This window comes from Mycobacterium sp. RTGN4 (assembly GCF_033804635.1).
Classification (GTDB): domain Bacteria; phylum Actinomycetota; class Actinomycetes; order Mycobacteriales; family Mycobacteriaceae; genus Mycobacterium.
Genome location: NZ_JAPZLB010000009.1, coordinates 282,333 through 303,892 on the forward strand (window position 1 = coordinate 282,333; position 21,560 = coordinate 303,892).

Sequence of the window (21,560 nt, forward strand, 5' to 3'; positions counted from 1 at the left end):
GAGTCCGGATGGCCGAGGAGTGTGCGCTCGCCGAGGAGTACGACCTATACCTCGACGGCAGGTGGGTGGCGCCGGAGGCCGGCCGGTACGACGACGTCTCGCCGTCCACGGAGACCGTGCTCGCGACCGCGCCAGACGCCAGCATCGGGCAGGTCGACGCTGCCGTGGCGGCCGCGCGGCGGGCCTTCGACGCAGGCGACTGGGCTACCTCGCCGGAACTACGGGCGCGATGCCTCGAGCAGCTCGGCAATGCCTTGCTCGGCCGACTCGACGACTTCTTTGCGCTGTCGCAGCAGGAGTGGGGCTGCATCGCCAACGCGCGGCTGATGCAGATCGACGGGCCGCCCTTCATGGTGTTGCGCGCGGCCGAACTGGCCATGGTGCCCGTCGAGGAGACCATGGACGCCTACGGCGCGGCGGGTACCACGTTGCTGCGCCACGAGCCGCTCGGCGTGGTGTCGGTGCTGACGCCGTGGAACTTCCCGCACACCCTCAACCTCATGAAGCTGGGCGCGGCGCTGGCCGCAGGCAACACCGTCGTGCTCAAACCGTCACCGCTGACACCACTGGTCGGGCTGGCCCTCGCGAAGCTCATCGATGAGCACACCGACATCCCGGCAGGCGTCGTCAACGTCGTCACACCAAGCAGCCTGGAGGCCAGCAAGCTGCTCACCACCGATCCGCGCATAGACCTGGTGAGCTTCACCGGAAGCTCGGCCGTCGGCAGACAGGTGATGGGCGCCGCCAGCGCCACCATGAAGCGCATCCTGCTCGAGTGTGGCGGCAAGTCCGCAAGCATCTTCCTCGACGACGTCGAGGTGACCGACGAACTGCTGCAACGGATCATCTTCGAGTGCTGCACCCTGCACGCCGGCCAGGCCTGCATTCTCAATAGTCGGTTGGTGCTGCCCGAGTCCATTCATGACGACGTCGTCGCCAGGCTCGTCGCGTTGGCGCGCGACGTCGTGGTCGGCGACCCGGAAGATCCCGCAACGCAAATGGGTCCGCTCATCAGCCGCACACACCTGGAGTCCGTGCAGCGCCACGTCGACCGGGCGGTGTCCAACGGCGCCAAGCTCGCCGTCGGCGGCGGCCGTGCGGCGGGGCACGCGACGGGCCACTACTTCGAACCCACGATCCTCACCGACGTCACCCCCGCTTCGGCCATCGCCCAGGAAGAGGTGTTCGGGCCGGTGCTGTCGGTGTTGCGCTACCGCAGCGACGAGGAAGCCGTCGCCATCGCCAACGACTCGCAGTACGGATTGGCAGGCGCGGTCTGGGGTGCCGACGTCGACCGCGCGCTCGGCATCGCCCGGCGTATCCGTAGCGGCCAGCTGACGGTCAACGGCTGCGGCCCCGGCGACGCCCCCTTCGGCGGTTTCAAGCAGAGCGGGCTCGGCCGGGAGGGCGGGCTGCACGGACTTCACCACTACACCGAGATGAAAGCGATCGGCGTTCCTTCGTGACTGTCGCGCTGGACGGGCTGCGGGTCGTCGAGCTCGCCAGCGGCATCACTGGCCCCTACGCCGGCAAGCTACTCGTCGACCTCGGCGCCGAGGTCGTGAAGATCGAACCGCCTCAGGGTGATTCGCTTCGTCGGTGGGGACCGTTCCCCGACAACGCGGTGGACCTCGAGCGGTCCGGGCTCTTCGAATACCTCAACGCGGGCAAGCGCGGACTGACGCTGGACCTGGCGCGTGAGGACGACCGCGCCGAGGCGCAGCGATTGGTCGCCACCGCCCACCTGTTGATCGAATGTAATTCGGGGATAGCGGAACTCGAACACCCCGGGTTGGTTGTCGCACGGATCTCCAACTTTGGTCGGCACGGCCCCATGCGAAACCGCGACGCCACGCCGCTGACCATGCAGGCCGCGGGGGGCTGGATCACCAATCGCGATCCCGGCCGGCCGCCGGTGCAGGCCGGCGCCCGCATCTCCGAGTACGTGGCGGGGGCCTACGCCGCCCTCGGCGCGCTGACCGCACTGCGCTACCGTTCCGAATCATCAACCGAACCAATCGAAGTCGACGTGTCCGTCATGGAGGCGCTGCTGTCGACGTTGCCGTATCCGATGCTCGCCGTCCAGAAGATGCGCAAGATGGGCATGATGCCGACCGGACGTGGCGGCCCGATGCTCGGTGTCGTTCGGGTTTCCGACGGTTGGGTCGGCATCAACTGCCTCACCGGCCAGCATTGGCTGGACGTGTGCGCCATGGTCGGCCTACCCGAGTTCGGCGAGCATCAGGTGGCCGTGATGCACGGCGCACCGGAGCGTGCCGAGTTCTTCGACAAAGCCCAGCAATGGCTCGACGAGCAGACGGTCACGGGCATCGTCGAACTCAGCCAGGCCATGCGGATTCCTGCCGCGCCGGTCTGCGACGGGGCATCCGCGCTGACGTGTCCTCAGTACGTCGCGCGGTCGTCTTTCCTCGATGCCGGTGGCGACGGGTGGTCGTTCCGCCGCCCAGGCGCGCCCTATCGGTTGTCGAAGACCCCGGTGTCCGTCCCGCGTCCGGCGCCACGGCTGGGCAGTTCTGGTCCGTTGGAATTCAGCTGCCCAGCAACCGATCCCGGCGCTGGGATGGTGCCGTCGGCCCCCTTCGATGGGCTGACGGTGCTCGACCTCAGCACGTTTTGGGCAGGCGCCTACCTGACGTGCTATCTGGGCGCGTTCGGGGCCGACGTCATCAAGGTCGAGTCCATTCAGCGACCCGACGGCTTCCGCTACTCCGGCGCGTTCCCCGCGGAGGGCGACGACTGGTATGAGCGCAGTGTGATGTGGCAGGGCACCAATCTCAACAAGCGGGACGTCACGCTGAATCTGACCACCGAGGCGGGCCGCGAGTTGGTCCGCGAACTCGTCGCGCGCGCCGATGTCGTGGTGGAGAACTTCTCGCCGCGCGTGGTCGAACACTTCGGGCTCGACTACGACTCCGTCGCCGCCATCAAGCCCGACGTGATCATGGTGCGCATGCCGGGGTTCGGGCTCGAGGGCCCGTGGAGGGACTACGTCGGCTGGGCACTGAACATCGAACAGATGTCGGGCATGTCGGCGGCGACGGGCTATCCCGACGGTCCGCCGACCGATCTTCAAGGACCTGCCGACCCGATCGTCGGTGTCCACGCGAGCGTCGCCCTGCTCGCGGCGCTCGACCATCGGCGGCGCACGGGGGAGGGTCAGTTGATCGAGGTGGCCCAGATCGAGGTCGGCGCCGCGGTGGTGGCCGAACCCGTCATCGCGTACTCGATGAACGGCGAGGTGCCGCCGCGGGTGGGCAATCGCCACCGCGGCTATCTCCAGGGCGTGTATCCCACCGCCGACCAAGCCTGGGTGGCGCTTTCGGTTCGCGACGACGCGGACTGGGCGCAGCTGGTCGACGCCATCGCCGATCCCGAACTGCTTGGAACGCCACCGCCTTCGTCACGCGAGGCATTCGACGGGGTGGTGTCGGCTTGGACGGGCACACGGTCGGCCGCGGAACTGGTCGACGCGCTTTCGGTCAGGCACGTCCCGGTCGAGCGACTGATGACACCCGACCGGATGTACGACGTCGAGCAGTTGGAGGCCAGGGGGTACTACGAGGTGCTCGAGCATCCGCTCAGCGGCCGGCTGCGATTTCCTGGCTGGCCGTTCCGCATGACTCCGGGCCCGCCCCACCACCACCGCTGGGCCGCGCCGACGTTGGGCCGGGACAACGACGTCGTGCTCAGCGAATTGGGCGTGCCCGACGAGCAAATCGCCACGCTGCGTGAGCAATTCGTCATCGGGGACCGGGCGCTCGGAACCTGACCGGAGTCGGATGTGAGTATGGACGAATGAGGCATCCCCAGCTGTCGATGTACCTGCGGACGTTTACCGACGATCTGCAGCATGACTGGGCCGACACTTTGGATGCGGCCAAGGTCATGGACGAAGCGGGCGTCGATCGGGTCGTCGTGTCCGACCACATCGTGTTCGGCGAGAACTTCGACGCGTATGGCGATCCGTCGGCCGGTGGCACGGCAGGCGGACGGCAGCCCACCGGACCGGATGGGCTCTGGCTGGAACCGCTCACCGTGCTGACGGCGCTCGCTGCTACCACGAAGTCGATCAGACTCGGCACGTCGATATTGCTCGCGGCGCTGCGGCGACCGGCGGTACTGGCCAAACAACTCGCCACCATGGACGTGCTGTCCGGAGGGCGAATCGACCTCGGTGTCGGAGTCGGCTGGCAGCGCGCGGAGTACGAAGCGGTCGGGCTGTCGTTCGAGGGCCGCGGGCGGCTGCTCGACCACACGCTGGAGGTGTGCCAGACCTTGTGGACCCAGCAACGGGCCGCGTATTCGGCGCCGGAATTGTCCTTCGAAGCGATCCATCAAATGCCGAAACCCGTTCAACCCGGCGGTGTTCCGCTGTGGATCAGCGGAACCGTGAATCGCGCGGTGGCCCGCCGGATTGCCCGTTTCGGCAGCGGCTGGATTCCGTGGGGTCCCGACATCGCCGACGTCGAGCACTCGGTCGCCGCGATGAAGGACGCCGTGCTTGCCGCGGGCGGCGACCCAACCGACCTTCAAGTGCAGGGCGCGGCGCCCGTCGTCAAGAACGGTGACGGGTCGGTCGACTCGAAGGCATCCTTCGCCACAATTCCAACGCTGGTGGCGGCTGGTGTCACCGACTTCCGGTTCATGGCATCGGTGCCCAAACACCGGGAGCAGGCCGTCGAGTTCCTCACCGGGCTGATGCACGACTTCCGGGACGTCACGCGCTGAACTACAGCGTGCGGAACGACCCACCGTCGACGAGTAGTTGCGCGCCGTTGACGTAGGCCCCCGCGGGGCTGGCCAGGAACAGGCACGGCCCGACCATGTCTTCCGGCGTGCCGATGCGCTTCATCGGATTCATTGCGGCTGCCGCGGAACGCATTTCGGGTGTCCATGCGGCCGCGATGTCGGTGTCGAAGGCGCCGGGTAGCAGCAGGTTGGCCCGCACCTTCGGTGCCCACGCCCCGGCGAGCGCCAGCGTCATGGCGTTCAGGCCTGCCTTCGCCATGGCGTACGGCAGATCGGTGGCGTCGGGGCGCAACGTGCCCGCCGTGCTGACGTTGATGATCGACCCGCCGTCGCCCTGCGCCATCCGCGTGCCGATCAGTGACGAGAGCCGGAACGGCCCGCGGGCATTGACGGCGTGCACCTTGTCGTAGAGCTCCTGGGTGACGTCGGTCAGGCTGGGGTACAGCGGTGACATGCCTGCGTTGTTGACCAGCACGTCGCAGCGCCCGAATTCGCGGTAGACGGTGTCGACGAGTTCGTCGCAGTCGTCCCACCGACCGACGTGGCACGCCACCGGCAGGGTGCGACGGCCGGACTGCTCCGCGATGTCACCAGCCGTCGTCACACAGTTGTCGAGCTTGCGGCTGGCGATCACGACGTCGGCGCCCGCCATCGCGAAACCCCTTGCGACAGCGGCCCCGATCCCGCGGCTGCCGCCGGTCACCACGGCGACCTTGCCGTCGAGGCGGAAGCGGGCTTCGCTCATGGGGTGCTCCTCAGGGCTCGATGACGTGCGACGGATCCGGTCGGCGCTCCGGCGGGGCCTGGCTGTAGTCGCCCCATGGACCGTCGCGGCGTTCGACGGCAGCTCGAACACCTTGTGATTCAGCGGTTTCGATGAACTCGTGCGCCTCCGGCGTGTTGCGCATCAGCCCGTCGAGGATCCCTCCCAGCGTCTGCGTCGACGCCAGGCCCATGTTCTCGTAGGCCTGGTTGACGATCATCTTCTGAGCCTGCAACTGCGACAACGGAATCCGGGCCAGCATCGCGGCGACTTCGGCGACCCGGGCTTCGAGCCGCTCGAAGGGCACCGACTCGTTGATGAGCTCGACGGCCGCAGCCTCCTTGCCGGTCAGCGGTTCGCCGGTCAGCGCGTGCCACTTGGCCTTGGCCAGGCTGAGCCGGTAGAGCCACAGGCCGGTCAGGTATGCGCCCCACATCCGGCTGTACGGCGTGCCGATGACGGCGTCGTCGCTGGCGATCACGATGTCCGCGCAGAGCGCGTAGTCGCTCGCGCCGCCGACACACCAGCCGTGTACCTGGGCGATCACGGGTTTGGACGCGCGCCAGATTGCCATGAACTTCTGCGTCGGACCGGTCTCGCGCGCCGAGACCATGGCGAAGTCTTTGCCGGGATCCCACTGGCCGTCGGTGTTCATGGCGTCGCCCCAGTGCTGGAAGCCGCCGCCGAAGTCGTATCCGCCGGAGAAGGCCCGCCCGGCCCCGCGCAACACGATGACCTTGACCTCTGGGTCGCGTTCGGCGAGCCCGATGGCCGCCTCGATCTCGTCGGGCATGGGCGGAACGATGGTGTTGAGCTGCTCGGGCCGGTTCAACGTGATGGTCGCGACGGGTGGCTCCGTCTTGTACAGCAGCGTTTCGAAGGCCCGAGTCATCGCTAGAAGTTCCTGTCGCCCGGAGCCGGTGGATCCGGCTCGGTGTTGCGGGGATCGATGGAGTAGATGCGATCGCCGATCTTGATGTTCGGGGTACGAACATAAGCCCACCCGACCATCAGGATCAGGGCCATCGCGACGAATGCGATGGAGCTCTGCAGATCCGGCAGGCCTGCGACGAACAGCACCGGGACCGCGATCACCGTCGCCGTCCAGTAGATGCGCCGCTTCGTGGCCCGCTTGGATGCCCGGGCGGTGTTCCAGCCGGGAAGTACGAGGCCGACGAGCAGTACTGCCAGCCCGACGTAGAACAGGGTCAGGGACAGGGTGCTCATGCGACCACTCTATTCGGCCTAGTGACGGCCAATTCGGCCCGCTACTAGTTGTGCTTACCGTAAGGTCGTCAGCATGTTGCGCGTCGCTCAGTGGGCCACCGGAACCGTCGGCCGTCACGCCGTCGCCGCCATCTCGTCGCACCCGGAATTGGAGTTGGTTGGCGCGCTGGTCTACAGCGACGCCAAGGCCGGTCGGGACGTCGGCGAGCTGTGCGGTCTCGGCCCGCTCGGCATCGTCACGACCAAGGACCCCGACGACATCGTCGCGTTGGACGCCGACTGCGTGCTTTACATGCCGCAGGGCGAAATGAACCCGATGGGCGCGCTCCAGGACATCTGCCGCCTGCTCGCGGCGGGCAAGAACGTGGTGTCCACCGCGGTGACGTCGTTGATCTATCCGGCCAGCATGGGTGCCGACGTCGTCGACAAGCTCGAGGCCGCCTGTGCGGCAGGCGGCACGTCGTTCCACGCGACGGGCATCGAACCCGGTTGGGCGGCAGAGGTTTTGCCGCTGACGATGTCGGGCCTGTTCGGACGGATCGACTCGCTGCTGGTGCAGGAGCTGTTGGACTACTCCACCTATGACGTCGCCTTCATGCTGTTCGACATCATGGGCTTCGGGATGGCGCCCGACGCGCCGGTGCCGCTGGCCGATCCGGTGCTGGCGGGCTCGACTTTCCGCGCGTCGTTGATGTTGGTGGCCGACGGGCTTGGCGCCACCATCGACGACTTCACCTACGACCGTCAGGTGTCCGTCGCGGCGGCGCCCTTCGACGTGAAGGCCGGCCGCATCGAGGCAGGCACCGTTTCGGCGCAACGGTTCAGCTGCTCCGCGATCATCGGTGGACGCAAGGCACTGACCATCGAGCACATCACCCGTCTGGGCGACGATCAGGCTCCCGAGTGGCCGACCGGACGCGGGTGGAAGGTGACCGTCGAGGGTCGCCCGTCCATGGTGCTCGAGTCGCGTATTGCGACCCACGGCGAGGACGAGACCGATCAGGGCTGTCTGGGTACCGCGATGCACGCCGTCCACGCCATCGCGCCGGTGTGTGCGGCGGCGCCGGGCATCCGCACCTTCCTGGACCTGCCCACGATCATGGGCCGGGGCGTGTTGAACGGGTAAACCCGGAAACTGGCGCTCGCCGGGTCGTTCGGTGGCCCCGCAACGCGTTATCTGTGGGTTTGGTACCCGTTGTTGCCAATACTCAGGTAACCCTTGGGATCGTTGCATCCCGAATAGATGATCGAGCTACCGGGGAGGTCGGCGAGCGCCTCGTCTGCGGCTTCCTGGGCGGTGGCGCCCTCCGCGGGACTGAAGGCCCCTCCGTTAGAGGCCAAGGCCCCGCACTGGGTGAAAATCAGGACCCGCTTGCACGTTTCGTTGGTGAACGTTGCACAGTATTTCCAGTTGCCGAAGTACATGGCTTCGACCCTGGTTGGCAAGCCGCTCCAGTATCCCCACGCGCCATTTGGGCCCGTTGCGATCCCGCCCCACAGCTCAGCGGCCTGTGCGGTGGGCGCCATGCCAACGGTCAGCCCCGCTGCTAGCGCGGCGGCCACCGCCGATACCGCAGCGCGCTTTCCAAAGTCCTTCAGTGACATAGATATTCCTTTCGAAGGCATCGGGTCAGCGACGGGCTGCACTCATCCATTGACATCGGCTTGGACGGACGCAGTTTGCCAGTTAGTCCCGTTAAGCGAGGCTTGCAAAATGGCCTGATCCCCGGACTTGAGCGTCCCGCTGAATACCGACGGTCCATTGTCAGACACTTCACTGCACTGAAGCCGAACCTTGTCGTAGGGACCCTTCGGGCTCTTGGGGTATACCTGCGCACACGCACGGATCCACGACCCGCTCGAATTCGGGTGGTCCTCTCCCTGCTTCTGCCCTGAGGCCGTCACCGTGTAGCGACACCCTCCGTCGGACTCGCAGACCACCCGTGTTCCCCCGCCGGAGGAGACCGCGTCTCCCCCGGGGGAGATCGCGTCGCAATTGGCAAATGCCCCGGTTTGCGGCGCTGTGCAATCCGCGGATAGCGACAGGTGTTGGCCGGGGGCGACCACGTCATCAGCTGTCGCGACACCCGGGTTGATCCCGACCGCCGCCATCATCCCGAGCGCCACGGCCAGCACGCCGCCAACCCGCTTTGGGCGCAACCACATCGACGATTTCATGCTCATCGCCTCGCTTCCCGAACGTGTGGCAAAGATCGCGGTGCGTGGACGAAAACTGGTCACTACCACGGCAGTTCCTTTCCTCGGCCGATGTTTCGGCTGTCGCTGAATTGGCAGGCTCCCCCGCCTTGGCACGAACATAACCCCCCAGCGCAGGGACTCTGAGGGCGATCTAGCAAACTCACGTAGTCGTTCGCGGCAATGGCGGGAAAAGCAAGTAGTCGTTCGCGGCAATGGCGGGAAAAGCAAGTAGTGATTCGCCACGGGCCTGGCGCAATCACCTATTGCCTCCCGGTAATATCAACTACTTGTGATTGCTCCGCCGAGCCGATACCGTCGACTCTGGCTTAGCCCGCCAATCCAGAGGAGTAGGCATGGCTCGTTTTCCCAAGCCGCCCGAGGGCAGCTGGACCCAGCACTACCCGCATCTCGGCACGGCTCCGATCTCCTACGAGGATTCGATCAGCCCAGAGGTCTACGAGCTCGAACGCGCGGCCATCTTCAAGCGCGCGTGGCTCAATGTCGGCCGCGCCGAGCAACTTCCGCGCAAGGGCAGCTACTTCACCAAGGAAGTCAAGGCCGCCAACACGTCGATCATCATCTGCCGCACCACCGCGGGCGAGGTGAAGGCCTACCACAACGTGTGCAGGCACCGCGGCAACAAGCTGGTGTGGAACGACATGCCGCTGGAGGAGACCAGCGGCGTGTGCCGCCAGTTCACCTGCAAATATCACGCTTGGCGCTACGACCTGGACGGCAACCTCGCGTTCGTACAGCAGGAAGAGGAGTTCTTCGACCTCGACAAGAGCCAGTACGGGTTGGTGCCCGTGCACTGTGAAGTCTGGGAAGGCTTCATCTTCGTGAACTTCGCCGCGACGCCCGAACAGTCGCTGCGCGAATTCCTCGGACCGATGATCACCGGGCTGGAGGGTTATCCCTTCGAGCGGCTGACGTCCCGATTCGTGTACCGCTCGGAGGTCAACGCGAACTGGAAGCTCTACATGGACGCGTTCCAGGAGTTCTATCACGCACCGGTACTTCACGCGAACCAGTCGCCGACGGCCTACTCCAAGGTGGCCGCCGAGGCGGGCTTCGAGGCGCCGCACTACCGCATCGAGGGGCCGCACCGGCTCGTCAGCACCTCGGGGATCCGGGCGTGGGAGATGGCTGCCGAGATGCGCAAGCCCATCGAAGACATCTGCCAGAGTGGGCTTTTCGGGCCGTGGGACGGCCCCGATCTCGGCGAGATGCCAGCCGGCCTCAACCCGGCCAAGTGCAATCCGTGGGGGCTCGATTCATTTCAACTGTTCCCCAATTTCGTCATCCTGTTCTGGGGTCAGGGCTGGTATCTCACCTATCACTACTGGCCGACGTCGTACAACACCCACATCTTCGAGGGCACGATCTACTTCCCGCCCGCGCGCACACCGCGGGAGCGGGTGGCGCAGGAACTGGCCGCGGTGTCGTTCAAGGAGTACGGGCTTCAGGACGCCAATACCTTGGAAGCCACCCAGACGATGATCGAGTCGCGCGCCGTCAACGAGTTCCTGCTGTGCGACCAGGAAGTACTGCTGCGACACCTGCACAACGAGACGGCGTCCTGGATAGCCGACTTCCAGCGCAAGACCGCAGGAGTGTGACCGCCATGCTGCCCCCGGAATTCGCTGAGCTGGAACAGTTCTCGGCGTGGTGTCTGCCCACCGAGCCGCAGCGCTACGCCAAGCGGCTAGCCAGTTCCATGGTCGAGATGCAGGCCTTCTACGACGCGGTCACGGCACGCGCCGAGGAAGCCTTCACCTACTGCGACAAGTACTCCATCGACGACCTGCCCGAGGACGTGCTGAACCTGATGCACCTGCTGTATTCGATGGTGATGGTGTCGTTCCCGGTCGAATGCTGGAACCAGCCACGAGTGCCCGACTCCGGGGCCTCCACGCTGGACTGCGTCTCGGAACCGGTGCCATGAGCGTAGTGTTGCACGCCGCCCGGTGGGCCGACGTCGACGCAGGCGAAGTGCGTTCGCCTGCAGTGGTGGTAGTCGAAGGCAATCGCATCACTGCGGTGAATCCCGAAGGGCCGCTGCCAGATTCGGCCACTGAGCTCGACCTTGGCGACGTCACCCTGTTGCCGGGGTTGATGGACATGGAACTGAACCTGCTCATCGGCGGACCTGGCGGCCCGGAAGGGCTACCCAACCCGATGCACGGCGTGCAGGACGACCCGGCGTATCGCACGCTGCGGGGCGGCGTGAATGCCCGCACCACGCTGGACGCGGGCTTCACCACGGTGCGCAACCTGGGGCTGATGGTCAAGACCGGCGGCTATCTGCTCGACGTGGCACTGCAGCGGGCCATCGATCAGGGCTGGTATCCCGGCCCGCGCATCTACCCGGCCGGGCACGCCGTCACTCCTTATGGCGGTCACCTCGATCCGACGGTGTTCCAGCGGCTTGCGCCTGGCGTCATGCCGCTGAGTGTGGCCGAAGGGATTGCGAACGGGGTACCGGACGTCATTGCCTGTGTGCGGTACCAGATTCGGCACGGCGCCAAGCTGATCAAGGTGTCCGCGTCGGGCGGCGTGATGTCGCACAGCACCGCGCCTGGATCGCAGCAGTACTCCGACGCCGAGTTCGAGGCCATTGCGGACGAAGCGCACCGGGCAGGCGTCCGGGTGGCTGCCCACGCCGTTGGCGACAGCGCCATTCGGGCCTGCATCCGGGCAGGCATCGACTGCATCGAGCACGGCTTCCTTGCCACCGACGACACGATCCAGATGATGGTCGACCACGGCACGTTCTTGGTCTCCACCACCAGCTTGACCGACAACATGGCGATCGACCGCATCGCCCCGGAACTGCGCAAGAAGGCCGAAGAGGTGTTCCCGCGGGCAAAGGCCATGTTGCCCAAGGCGATTGCCGCCGGGGTGCGAATCGCGTGCGGCAGCGACGCCCCTGCGATCCCGCATGGGCAGAACGCCAAGGAGCTGTGCGCACTCGTCGAACGCGGCATGACGCCTATGCAGGCCATCCGGGCGGCCACAGTCGTCAGCGCCGAACTCGTCGAAGCCGACCACGAGTTGGGCCGGCTCGCACCTGGCTACCTCGCCGACATCATTGCCGTGCCTGGCAATCCGGCTACCGACATATCCAGCACCCTCGACGTCCGCTTCGTCATGAAGGACGGTCAGGTGCACAAGCATTGCGCTAGCGTCGTCGGAAGCGACCAGTAGGGAGCATGCGATGGAACTCACCGACAACCTCCTCTGGCTGCTCAAGCAATCGTTCTACTTCTCGCTGAACTCGGTCAACGACGCCATCGCCGGCCACGGGGTCACCACGGCCCAGCTTGGGCTGTTGCGCCAACTGGCCAACGAGCCAGGGTTGTCCGGCGCGGAATTGGCGCGCCGCCTGCTGATCAGCCCCCAGGGCGTGCAACTGGCACTGACGGCGTTGGAGCGTCGCGGGCTGGTCGAACGCAAGCAGGACCCGCAGCACGGGCGCATTCTGCAGGCCTATCTGACCGACGAGGGCCGGGCGGTCGTCACCGCTGTCTTCAACGATGCCGTCGAGGCGCACCAGAAGGTCTTCGGGGTGCTGAGCGTCGAGGAGCAACTGACGCTGCGCACCCTGCTAAGCCGCGTCGTCGAGCAGGGCACCGGTCATACGGTGTTCGACGATCACGTCGAGTCTTAGCACCGAGGTCAGCACCGTTTTGTGGCCACTACTTGAGATATATCGCAAGTACTTGATATTATGATTGGGATGCAATCGGCGACGGAAAGTGAGATGCCATCCACTGCGGTGGACGAGGCCGGCTTCGTGCCGCTCCAGGTCAAGCAGGTCATCCGCGAAACGCCCGACGCCGTTTCCCTCGTACTCGAAGTCCCCACCGGCCATGCGGACCGATTCCGTTACCGCGCAGGGCAATTCCTCACGGTCCTGGTGGAGGTCGACGGCGAGCAGCACCGCCGGTGTTACTCGATGTCTTCCTCGCCGACGGAGACCGACCTGCGCATCACCGTCAAACGTGACCGTGACGGGGTGGTGTCGAACTGGCTGAACGACACCGCAGTCGCGGGCGCTGAGTTGCACGCCGCACCGCCCGAAGGCCGCTTCGTGCTCGCGGACACCGAGCGCGAACTGGTGGCATTCGCAGGCGGCAGCGGTATCACGCCGGTGTTCTCGCTTCTGCAGACCGCGCTGGTCGGCACGCCACGGCGCGCGCGGCTGTTCTATGCCAACCGCGATCAGGCTTCGGTGATATTCGCCGACGCACTGGCGAAACTCGTTGACGGACATGCCGATCGGTTGGCGCTGCGTCACCATCTCGACGATCGGGGCGGGGTGGTCTCGCACGCCGACGTCACCGCCTTCAGCGCCGATTCCGCCGACGCTGACTACTACATCTGTGGGCCCGGCCCGTTCATGGACACCGTGGAGGCCGCCGTGCTCGCCGCCGGGGTGCCGCGCGAGCGGGTGCACCTGGAACGGTTTTCACCTCCACCGATACCTGTCCCCGACGGCGACGTCGTCACCGAAGAGGTGACCATCAAGTTGGACCGGCAGACCGTGACGGTGCCCTATCGGGCAGGCAACACACTGCTGCAGACCGCGCGCATGGCGGGCCTGCGGGCCCCGTCGTCATGCGAAACGGGTTCGTGCGGAACGTGCATGGCACAGGTGACCGAGGGCAGCGTTCGCATGCTCAACAACGACGCGCTCGACGACGACGAAGTGGCCGACGGCTGGGTGGTCACGTGCCAGTCACTGCCGACGAGCCGCACGATAAGGGTGGTCTACGAATGAGGTCGGCATGATGCGGGTCGCGGTGGTTACAGGCGGGGCTTCCGGGATGGGCGAAGCAACGTGTCACGAACTCGGTCGACGCGGGCACAAGGTCGCCGTGCTCGACGTCAACGGTGAAGCGGCCCAACGGGTTGCCGAAGACCTCCGCAGCGACGGCGTCACCGCGCTCGGGGTGGCGGCCGACGTCACCGACCGGCCTGCCGTCGACGAGGCCTTCGCCAAGGTGCGCAGCGAGCTTGGGCCGGTCGGCATCCTGGTGACCAGTGCAGGTCTTTTCCGATTCTCCAACTTCACCGACATCACGCCAGAGTCCTGGGCGCGCATCATCGACGTCAATCTCACCGGTACCTTCCACGCCTGTCAGGTCGCCATCCCCGACATGGTGTCCGCCGGTTGGGGCCGCATTGTCATGATCTCGTCGTCCAGCGCCCAGCGCGGCTCCCCGTTCGCGGCGCACTACGCGGCTTCCAAGGGGGCACTGCTGACCCTGACCAAGTCGCTGGCCCGCGAGTACGCCACCACGGGCATCACCGTCAACAACATTCCGCCGTCGGGCATCGAGACGCCCATGCAGCACCAGGGCCAGGCCGACGGCTTTCTTCCATCGAATGAGCAGATGGCGAGCAACATTCCGGTCGGGTATCTGGGCACCGGCGATGACATCGCCGCCGCAGTCGGCTTCCTGTGCTCCGAGGAGGCCAGGTTCATCACCGGCCAGACGCTCGGAGTCAACGGCGGGGCAGTGATGTGACACCGACACGAGGGAGGTTCCAATGACGAGTTGGCCCAAACCGGCTGAGGGATCCTGGACGCAGCACTATCCCGACTTGGGGACCGGCCCAATCTCCTTCCGCGATTCGACGTCGCGCGAATTCTACGAACTCGAACGCGAGGCGATCTTCAAGCGCGCCTGGCTCAACGTCTGCCGGGTCGAAGACCTGCCCGACGTCGGCAGCTTCATCACCAAGGAACTCGAAGCAGCGGATGCCTCGGTGCTCTTGGTCAGGGGCGACGACGAACGTATCCGCGCGTTCCACAACATCTGTCGGCACCGGGGCAACAAGCTGGTGTCCGAGGCCCAGGGCGCTTGCGCCGAACTCGTTTGCAAACACTGCGGTTGGCGTTATGGCCTCGACGGTGCGCTGACGCTGGTGCCGAACGACCGAGCCTACTTCGGACTCGACGTCGACGAATACGGCCTTATTCCAGTGCATTGCGACGTCTGGGCCGGCTTCGTCTTCATCAACTTCGACGCGAAGCCCAGCCAGGGGTTGCGCGATTTCCTCGGCCCGATGGTCACCGCGTTGGAGGACTACCCGTTCGGGAAGCTCACCGAACGCTACGACTGGGTGGCCGAGAACAACAGCAACTGGAAGATCTTCGCCGACGCGTTCCAGGAGTACTACCACGTGCCGTCGCTGCACACCCAGCAGGTGCCGTCGGCCGTGCGAGATCCCAACGCAAGCTTCACGTGTGGACACTTCCAACTCGACGGTCCGCACCGCGTGGTGTCGACCGCGGGCACACGCCGCTGGCTGCTGGCCGACGAGTACATGTACCCCATCGAACGGGCTACGCAGAGCGGACTGGTGGGTCCGTGGCGCACCCCCGACCTCGGTGAGTTACCCACTGCCGCACTGAACCCCGGGGGCATCGAACCGTGGGGGATCAGTAACTTTCAGATCTTCCCGAACATCGAGATCCTGATATACGGCGGGTGGTATCTGCTCTACCGGTACTGGCCCACCTCGCACAACACCCACCGATTCGAGGCTTACACCTACTTCAGTCCGGCGCGCACGGTCCGCGAACGCATCGAACACGAGGTGGCCGCGGTGGTGCTCAAGGAGTTCGCACTTCAAGATGCGGGCATGCTCGGCGGCACGCAGGCCGCACTGGAGTACGACGTCGTCGACGAATTCCCGCTCAACGACCAGGAGATCCTGGTGCGCCACCTCCACAAGGTCGCCGTCGACTGGGTAGAGCGGTATCGGAACGAGTCCGTTCCGGCGGGGGTGTGAGCATGGCCGATGCCCTGCTGCCAAGCGCGTTCGCCGAATTGGAGCCGTACGCGCAGACCTGGTGCCTGGCAACGGAAACCGAACGCTGGGATCAGCGCCTGGCCAGCAAGATGCCGGCACTGCAGGAGTTCTACGACGCGTTCTTCCCCCGCCTGGAAGATGCCATCGAATACTGCGACAAGTTCTCGCTCGAGGATCTGCCGGACGATGCGCTGAATCTGCTGCACCTGATCTATTCGCTTGTCATGGTCGCCATGGCGGTGGAGATCATGCACCAACCCGCACCCGTCGACGCGGCCGACGCCGTCATGATCCGCACCGGCGAACCGCGGCCGTGAACGCTAACAACACGAAAGGGCAGCCATGAGTCTGCTGACCATCAACAAGCTCACCGCGTCGGTCGGCGCCGAAGTGATCGGAGTCGACCCCGACAGGTTGGCCACCGATGACGGTCTCGGTGCCGCGATCCTGGATGCGTTGGAGGACAATGGAGTTCTGGTGTTCCGCGGGCTCCACCTGGAACCGGAGGCGCAGGTCGAGTTCTGCGGTCGGCTGGGAGCGGTCGACCGCTCCGCGGACGGGCAGCACCCAGTGTCAGGTATCTATCCGATCACGTTGGACAAGTCGAAGAACGCGTCGGCGGCCTACCTCAAGGCGACGTTCGACTGGCACATCGACGGCTGCACGCCGACGAGCGACGAGTGCCCGCAGAAGGCGACCGTGCTGTCGGCCGTCCAGGTCGCCGAACACGGTGGGGAAACCGAGTTCGCCAACGCGTACGCGGCCTACGAAGAACTCAGTGCGGCGGAGCGCAGGCACGTCGAGTCGCTGCGCGTGGTGCACTCCCTGGAGGCCTCGCAACGGCGGGTCCATCCGGATCCGACCCCGGAAACGTTGGCGCGGTGGCGGGCTCGACCCACGCACGAACATCCACTGGTCTGGACCCACCGCAGCGGCCGCAAGTCGCTGGTGCTCGGTGCTTCCGCCGACTACGTCGTCGGCATGGAGTCCGCCCAGAGCGATGCGCTACTGGCCGACCTGCTCGCGCGAACCACCAGCTCCGACAAGGTGTACAGCCACCGATGGTCGGTCGGCGACACCGTCATCTGGGACAACCAGGGCGTGCTGCACCGCGCGGCCCCCTACGACCCGGACTCGCCGCGAGAAATGCTGCGCACCACCGTGCTCGGCAACGAGCCCATTCAGTGAGCGAGCGCCCGCGACGGCTGGACCCGCTACCCGAAGACCAGTGGGACGACCGGACCCGTTCGGCCCTGCGCCCACTGTTGCCTGCGGAGCGGGCAAACCCGCGCGATGCGGGCAATGTGCTCGCCACGATGGTGCGACACCCCGACCTCACGCAGGCCTACCTGACGTTCAACGCCTACGTGCTCACCAAATCGACCCTGTCGCAGCGGGTTCGGGAGGTGGCGTTGCTGCGTGTGGTCCACCGCCGCGACTGCGAGTACCTGTGGTCCCACCACCTGCCGATCGCGCACCGAGCCGGACTGACCGACGAGGACATCGACGGGATTCGGCGTGGGGAGGCCACCGACGAGGTGGACCGGACCGTATTGAATGCGGTCGACGACCTCGTCGACGACAACACGATCTCGGACACTACCTGGGCCGCGTTGAGCCGACATTTCACCGATCAGCAGCGGATGGACCTGGTGTTCACCATCGGCGCCTACGCGCTGTTGGGCATGGCGGTCAACACCTTTGGCATCGAAGAAGAGGGCTAGGGGCCACCGCGGATGGTGAACTGGGTCGGGTCGTCGATCCGCTCGATGTTGGCGGCCATCGACTCGGCGGTCAACCCGGGTTCGTCGATGCCCGCGGTTTCGGCGAGAAAGACCCTGGAGACGTGGGCGCCGCCGACGCGGTAGATGTGGGCGGTGCGATCGCACTGCTCGTGACCGAGGAACACCACGACCGGCGTGACCTGTTCGGGGCTGGCGTCCTTCACCAGATCGGCCATGGTGTTCTCGGTCATGCGGGTGCGGGCGATCGGTGAGATGGCGTTGACCAGGATGCCGTTGCGTTGGCCTTCGATGGCGAGCACGTTCATCAGGCCCACCAGCCCGGTCTTCGCGGCGCCGTAGTTCGCTTGGCCGAAGGTACCGAAAAGCCCTGAGCCCGAGGTGGTCATGACAATGCGGCCGTAGTTCTGCTCGCGCATGACCGGCCACACGGCGCTCGTCACGTGGAACGCACCGCGTAGGTGGACGTCGATGACGGCGTCGACCTGCTCCGCGGTCATGTTCTTGAATGCGGCGTCGCGCAGGATGCCCGCGTTGTTGACGAGGACGTCGACCCGCCCGAAGGCCTCCACGGCTGTGGCGATAATGGCCCGTCCGCCGTCGGGTGTGGCCACCGAGTCGGTGTTGGCCGCCGCCGCACCACCGGAGGCGACGATCTCGTCGACGACGGCCTGTGCGGCCGAAGGGGTTTCGCTGGTTCCGTCGACGGAGGCGCCGACGTCGTTGACGACCACCTGTGCGCCACGGCGGGCGAACTCCAGGGCGTGACAGCGGCCCAGCCCGCCGCCCGCCCCGGTGACCACGACGACGCGTCCCTCAAAGCTCAGCGTGCTCAAACCCTTACGCTCCCTTCGCCACGGCGATCGACTTCGCGTCGAGATAGCCTTCGAGGCCTTCACGGCCGAGTTCGCGGCCGTAGCCGCTCTGCTTGACGCCGCCGAACGGCGCGAACGGGTCCATGGTGTAACCCTGGTTGACGCCGAACGTGCCGGTGCGCACGCCCGCGGCCACCTCGAGTCCGCGGTCGGTGTCTTCGGTCCACACCGAGCCGGCCAGCCCGTAGTCGGAGTCGTTGGCGATTGACACCGCATCGGCTTCGTCGCGATAGCCGATCACGGTCAACACCGGGCCGAAGATCTCCTCACGGGCGATGCTCATCTGGTTGGTGGCGTCGGCGAAAAGCGTTGGGCGGACGTACCAACCACGATCGACACCGTCGGGCATGTGCGCGCCGCCGGTCACGACGCGCGCGCCGTCGCGTTGGCCCGCGTCGATGTATCCGCGCACCCGTTCCTGCTGCCTGCGACTGACCAGCGGACCGACCTGGGTCTTCGGATCGGTCGGATCGCCGACGACCAGCGCCTCCAACTCTGCGGCGAGGGCGTCCACGTAGTCGCTTTGGCGGTGAGCGGGCACCAGTATGCGGGTGAGCGCGTTGCAGATCTGCCCGCTGTTGGACAGGCTGGCCGAGCGCACCCCGGCCGCGACGGTCTCCGGCGACGCGTCGTCGAGCACGATGGCGGCGGACTTGCCACCGAGTTCCAGGCTGACCTTGGTGAGCTGAGGCGCGCAGGCCGCGGCGACCGCCTTGCCTGCTGCAGTGGAACCCGTGAACGAAACCTTGTCCACCCCAGGATGACTCGCTAACTGCGCTCCGACGTCCGCACCGCCCGGCAGGATCGTCACCAAACCGGGCGGCAGGCCGACCTCGGCGAGCATTTCGCCAAGCAGGAGTGCGTCCAACGGCGATTCCGGCGCAGGCTTGAGCACCACGGCGCACCCGGCGAGTAAGGCAGGCACCAACTTCGTGACGGTGAGGAACTGCGGCATGTTCCACGGCACGATCGCGGCGACGACGCCGACTGGCTCCTTGCGGATGTGGATGTCCGAGCCGTAGTACCCGGCGCGGGACTCCTGCCAGGTATAGGTATCGGCGAGGTCGCAGAAGGCGCCCATCATCATCGCGGGTAGCCCGACCTGGGCGCGCTTGGCGAAGCTGATGGGTGCGCCGATCTCTGAGGTGATCAGCTCGGCCATTTCGCCGCGGCGGGTGGCGTAGACCTCGGCGAGTCGACGGATTGTGGCGATGCGTTCGGCGGGGGTCAGTCGTGGCCAGGGCCCGGAGTCAAAGGCGGTGCGCGCCGCCTGAACGGCCGCGTCGACCGCTGCCGGCCCGGCTGCGGGCACTTCGGCGATGACCGCCTCGGTGTGCGGCGAAACCACCTCGATGACGTGCTGATCCATCACGGCCCCTAACCGAGCAATATCAACTACTTGTGACAGGCTCGGTCGAGCATATCTGGCAGCGCGCCGGTACTCGCGCTCAGTGCCAGTCCTTGAAGGCGCTCAACAGCCGCGCCCGGTACCCGGGATCCAGGTCGTCGCCGCGAATCCTGCCGACCGTCGTCACGGTGAACCGGAACTGCTGCAGGTAGTTTGCGCAGCCGTCGCATTCCAGTAGGTGCAGGTCGAAGCGCGACCGGCTGTCCAAGTCCAGCGATTCGTCCAGGTACGCGGTGACGAGCTCGACGAGTTCGTTGCAGTCCATCGGCTTCACTCCACACCCCTTAGGTAGTCCTCGAGCACCTGTCGCACCGCGGCGCGGCCGCGGTGAAGCAGCACACGCTGATTGGCGACGCTGATGTCGAGTAGTTTGCACACCTCGTCGGAATCCAGTCCAAGCATGTCGCGCATCGTGACGACCACGCGTTGCCGTTCCGGAAGTCCGTCGAGCCCGTGCAGCGCGACGGCCGTCAACTCGTTTCCGAGCAGCGAGCCCTCTGGCGTCTCGGGGAACGGCGCTGGGACCTCGTTCGGTTTCCAGTGTCCGGGCCACTCGTCCCCGGCGGGACGGAAGCGGGCGGGGTCGACCGTGTCGCCGACGAAGGCCTTGAGTTGGACCTCCACGTCCTTGCGCTCACGGATTCCGCGGGTCTTGGCGATGTTGATCAGCACGGTGAAAAGCCAAGTGCGCAATGAGGATCGACCCTCGAACTTGTCGATGCCCTTGAGCAACGCGATCCACGTCTCCTGGACGACGTCCTCGGCCAGCTCATGGGTCTGGACGTATCCGCGCGCCACGCGGAGCATCGACGGCGCATGACGGTCGACCAGCCGGGCGAAGGCCGCCTCGTCGCCCGCCCGCAGCGCCGCGACCATGGCGCCGTCGTCCTCCGCGATCGTCGTCATGTCGAGGTGATGGTCGCTCTGCATGGTGATTCAGCCACGACGGCCGATCCGCACCCCGCGCAGCGCGTCGCCGAACGTCCATACCGCGATGCCAAGCAGTGCAACGTCTTTGATCAAGAACTGGCCGGTCATGGAGAGCGCTGGGAAGCCGCCCCCGGCAGGTTCGCCGATTCCAGGGGTGGTGAACAGGAAGCTGATGGTGGCGACGAAGAGGCCGATGGCGAGCACGCTGCCCACCGCAGACACCCTTGGCCACCATGGCTTGACCGCGAGCAACACCGCGGTCGCCACCTCGAGGACCCCGAGCAACGTCGAGAACGTCGTCACGGAGAAGACGTCGTAGATCCAGCTCATGAATGGGCTGTTGGCCACCAGCGGCTCAATACCCTTGGCCTCGTAGCCGGTGAACTTGAGCAGTCCGATCCAGCCGATCACGACGACGAGGCCGTATCTCGCGAGTGCGGCCCCGACGCGGGCGACGGGGGAGTCCGCGGCGAGTCGTGGGCTGGGCTGATCCTCGATGGTGGTCATGTTGCATCCTTCCGGTGTCGTCGGAAGTGCAGTGTCGGGCGGCGGCCGCGGCGTTACACGCGGTGCAACTCCGGTTGGAAACCGTGTCAGCCCCATGGGTCGTCTAGTGGTGGTGGTGCGGGTCCGCCGGGTGTTGCGGGGTGTCCGGGGTTGTCGTCGGGTGCCCAGGGGTCAAACGGCTCGGATTCGCCGATGTCGTTGTGGGGCTTGGGTGTTGGGTCTGTTGGTGGGGGTTGCGGGTCGTCGGGTGGTTGGAGCAGTTTTTCGGGTTGGTGGTAGAAGTTGGTGCGGGCTTGGCCGGTGTCCAAATGGGG

General features: G+C 66.1%; 24 protein-coding genes and 1 pseudogene. 14 read left to right on the forward strand and 11 right to left on the reverse strand.

What is annotated here, in order from left to right; genetic code table 11:
- Window positions 1-8: 8 nt before the first annotated feature.
- From SLQ30_RS21170 to SLQ30_RS21180, 3 genes are read left to right on the forward strand one after another with little or no spacing between them, the layout of a single operon-like run.
- Entirely contained in the window at window positions 9-1,466 is a 1,458-nt protein-coding gene (locus SLQ30_RS21170) for an aldehyde dehydrogenase family protein (protein ID WP_319448034.1), read from the forward strand.
- Window positions 1,463-3,790 (forward strand): CoA transferase, encoded by a 2,328-nt coding sequence (locus SLQ30_RS21175; protein WP_319448033.1) that lies wholly within the window; start codon window positions 1,463-1,465, stop codon window positions 3,788-3,790. The genes SLQ30_RS21170 and SLQ30_RS21175 overlap by 4 nt, the downstream gene beginning before the upstream one ends.
- A 26-nt stretch (window positions 3,791-3,816) precedes the next feature.
- Complete coding sequence (locus SLQ30_RS21180; RefSeq protein ID WP_319448032.1) at window positions 3,817-4,749, forward strand: TIGR03619 family F420-dependent LLM class oxidoreductase; 933 nt, start codon at window positions 3,817-3,819, stop codon at window positions 4,747-4,749.
- A 1-nt stretch (window position 4,750) separates the two neighbouring features.
- Here the strand turns inward: SLQ30_RS21180 and SLQ30_RS21185 are convergent, their stop codons facing one another.
- From SLQ30_RS21185 to SLQ30_RS21195, 3 genes are read right to left on the reverse strand one after another with little or no spacing between them, the layout of a single operon-like run.
- Window positions 4,751-5,515 carry a glucose 1-dehydrogenase gene (locus tag SLQ30_RS21185; protein WP_319448031.1) on the reverse strand — a complete coding sequence of 255 codons (765 nt, stop codon included), beginning with the start codon at window positions 5,513-5,515 and terminating at the stop codon, window positions 4,751-4,753.
- 10 nt (window positions 5,516-5,525) lie between these two features.
- Window positions 5,526-6,425 (reverse strand): crotonase/enoyl-CoA hydratase family protein, encoded by a 900-nt coding sequence (locus SLQ30_RS21190; protein WP_319448030.1) that lies wholly within the window; start codon window positions 6,423-6,425, stop codon window positions 5,526-5,528.
- A gap of 2 nt (window positions 6,426-6,427) precedes the next feature.
- The gene (locus SLQ30_RS21195; protein WP_319448029.1) at window positions 6,428-6,760 is read right to left on the reverse strand and encodes a hypothetical protein; all 333 of its coding nucleotides are present in this window, start codon (window positions 6,758-6,760) and stop codon (window positions 6,428-6,430) included.
- Window positions 6,761-6,833: 73 nt separating this feature from the next.
- Here SLQ30_RS21195 and SLQ30_RS21200 point away from each other — a divergent pair, with 73 nt between their 5' ends.
- A complete protein-coding gene (locus tag SLQ30_RS21200) occupies window positions 6,834-7,886 on the forward strand; it encodes a dihydrodipicolinate reductase (RefSeq protein WP_319448028.1) in 1,053 nt (350 codons plus the stop codon).
- Window positions 7,887-7,933: 47 nt separating this feature from the next.
- Here SLQ30_RS21200 and SLQ30_RS21205 read toward each other — a convergent pair whose 3' ends face one another.
- Together SLQ30_RS21205 and SLQ30_RS21210 are read right to left on the reverse strand one after the other, a co-directional pair.
- The gene (locus SLQ30_RS21205; protein ID WP_319448027.1) at window positions 7,934-8,365 is read right to left on the reverse strand and encodes a DUF4189 domain-containing protein; all 432 of its coding nucleotides are present in this window, start codon (window positions 8,363-8,365) and stop codon (window positions 7,934-7,936) included.
- A gap of 42 nt (window positions 8,366-8,407) precedes the next feature.
- A complete protein-coding gene (locus SLQ30_RS21210) occupies window positions 8,408-9,007 on the reverse strand; it encodes a hypothetical protein (RefSeq protein WP_319448026.1) in 600 nt (199 codons plus the stop codon).
- 305 nt (window positions 9,008-9,312) lie between these two features.
- Between SLQ30_RS21210 and SLQ30_RS21215 the strand changes: the two genes are divergently transcribed.
- The 10 genes from SLQ30_RS21215 to SLQ30_RS21260 all read left to right on the forward strand — a co-directional run bounded on the left by SLQ30_RS21215 (window position 9,313) and on the right by SLQ30_RS21260 (window position 17,508).
- The gene (locus SLQ30_RS21215) at window positions 9,313-10,578 is read left to right on the forward strand and encodes an aromatic ring-hydroxylating dioxygenase subunit alpha (RefSeq protein WP_319448025.1); all 1,266 of its coding nucleotides are present in this window, start codon (window positions 9,313-9,315) and stop codon (window positions 10,576-10,578) included.
- Window positions 10,579-10,583: 5 nt separating this feature from the next.
- Window positions 10,584-10,904, forward strand: coding sequence for a hypothetical protein (locus SLQ30_RS21220; protein ID WP_319448024.1), 321 nt, complete (start codon window positions 10,584-10,586; stop codon window positions 10,902-10,904).
- Complete coding sequence (locus SLQ30_RS21225; RefSeq protein ID WP_319448023.1) at window positions 10,901-12,166, forward strand: amidohydrolase family protein; 1,266 nt, start codon at window positions 10,901-10,903, stop codon at window positions 12,164-12,166. Before SLQ30_RS21220 ends, SLQ30_RS21225 begins: the two co-directional genes overlap by 4 nt.
- A gap of 10 nt (window positions 12,167-12,176) precedes the next feature.
- Window positions 12,177-12,629, forward strand: coding sequence for a MarR family winged helix-turn-helix transcriptional regulator (locus SLQ30_RS21230; RefSeq protein WP_319448022.1), 453 nt, complete (start codon window positions 12,177-12,179; stop codon window positions 12,627-12,629).
- Between the two features lie 93 nt (window positions 12,630-12,722).
- The gene (locus tag SLQ30_RS21235) at window positions 12,723-13,742 is read left to right on the forward strand and encodes a 2Fe-2S iron-sulfur cluster-binding protein (protein ID WP_413468110.1); all 1,020 of its coding nucleotides are present in this window, start codon (window positions 12,723-12,725) and stop codon (window positions 13,740-13,742) included.
- A gap of 10 nt (window positions 13,743-13,752) precedes the next feature.
- Entirely contained in the window at window positions 13,753-14,493 is a 741-nt protein-coding gene (locus tag SLQ30_RS21240; RefSeq protein ID WP_319448288.1) for an SDR family NAD(P)-dependent oxidoreductase, read from the forward strand.
- A 22-nt stretch (window positions 14,494-14,515) separates the two neighbouring features.
- On the forward strand, window positions 14,516-15,763 hold the full coding sequence (locus SLQ30_RS21245; protein ID WP_319448020.1) for an aromatic ring-hydroxylating dioxygenase subunit alpha: 1,248 nt from the start codon (window positions 14,516-14,518) through the stop codon (window positions 15,761-15,763).
- Window positions 15,764-15,765: 2 nt separating this feature from the next.
- Window positions 15,766-16,101, forward strand: a complete 336-nt coding sequence (locus tag SLQ30_RS21250; protein ID WP_319448019.1) for a hypothetical protein — start codon at window positions 15,766-15,768, stop codon at window positions 16,099-16,101.
- A 25-nt stretch (window positions 16,102-16,126) separates the two neighbouring features.
- Window positions 16,127-16,972: a TauD/TfdA family dioxygenase gene (locus SLQ30_RS21255; protein ID WP_319448018.1), complete on the forward strand. Its 846-nt coding sequence runs from the start codon at window positions 16,127-16,129 to the stop codon at window positions 16,970-16,972.
- The gene (locus SLQ30_RS21260) at window positions 16,969-17,508 is read left to right on the forward strand and encodes a carboxymuconolactone decarboxylase family protein (RefSeq protein WP_319448017.1); all 540 of its coding nucleotides are present in this window, start codon (window positions 16,969-16,971) and stop codon (window positions 17,506-17,508) included. Before SLQ30_RS21255 ends, SLQ30_RS21260 begins: the two co-directional genes overlap by 4 nt.
- Here the strand turns inward: SLQ30_RS21260 and SLQ30_RS21265 are convergent.
- The 6 genes and pseudogenes from SLQ30_RS21265 to SLQ30_RS21290 all read right to left on the reverse strand — a co-directional run.
- Window positions 17,505-18,362 (reverse strand): SDR family NAD(P)-dependent oxidoreductase, encoded by an 858-nt coding sequence (locus SLQ30_RS21265; protein WP_319448016.1) that lies wholly within the window; start codon window positions 18,360-18,362, stop codon window positions 17,505-17,507. The genes SLQ30_RS21260 and SLQ30_RS21265 overlap by 4 nt on opposite strands.
- Window positions 18,363-18,366: 4 nt before the next feature.
- Window positions 18,367-19,770, reverse strand: a complete 1,404-nt coding sequence (locus tag SLQ30_RS21270; protein WP_319448015.1) for an aldehyde dehydrogenase — start codon at window positions 19,768-19,770, stop codon at window positions 18,367-18,369.
- 79 nt (window positions 19,771-19,849) lie between these two features.
- Window positions 19,850-20,074, reverse strand: coding sequence for a zf-HC2 domain-containing protein (locus SLQ30_RS21275; protein ID WP_319448287.1), 225 nt, complete (start codon window positions 20,072-20,074; stop codon window positions 19,850-19,852).
- Window positions 20,075-20,079: 5 nt separating this feature from the next.
- The gene (locus SLQ30_RS21280; protein ID WP_319448014.1) at window positions 20,080-20,715 is read right to left on the reverse strand and encodes an RNA polymerase sigma factor; all 636 of its coding nucleotides are present in this window, start codon (window positions 20,713-20,715) and stop codon (window positions 20,080-20,082) included.
- Window positions 20,716-20,745: 30 nt separating this feature from the next.
- A complete protein-coding gene (locus SLQ30_RS21285) occupies window positions 20,746-21,246 on the reverse strand; it encodes a YkgB family protein (RefSeq protein WP_319448013.1) in 501 nt (166 codons plus the stop codon).
- Window positions 21,247-21,332: 86 nt separating this feature from the next.
- Window positions 21,333-21,560, reverse strand: a pseudogene (locus SLQ30_RS21290) (hypothetical protein); the annotation flags it as partial.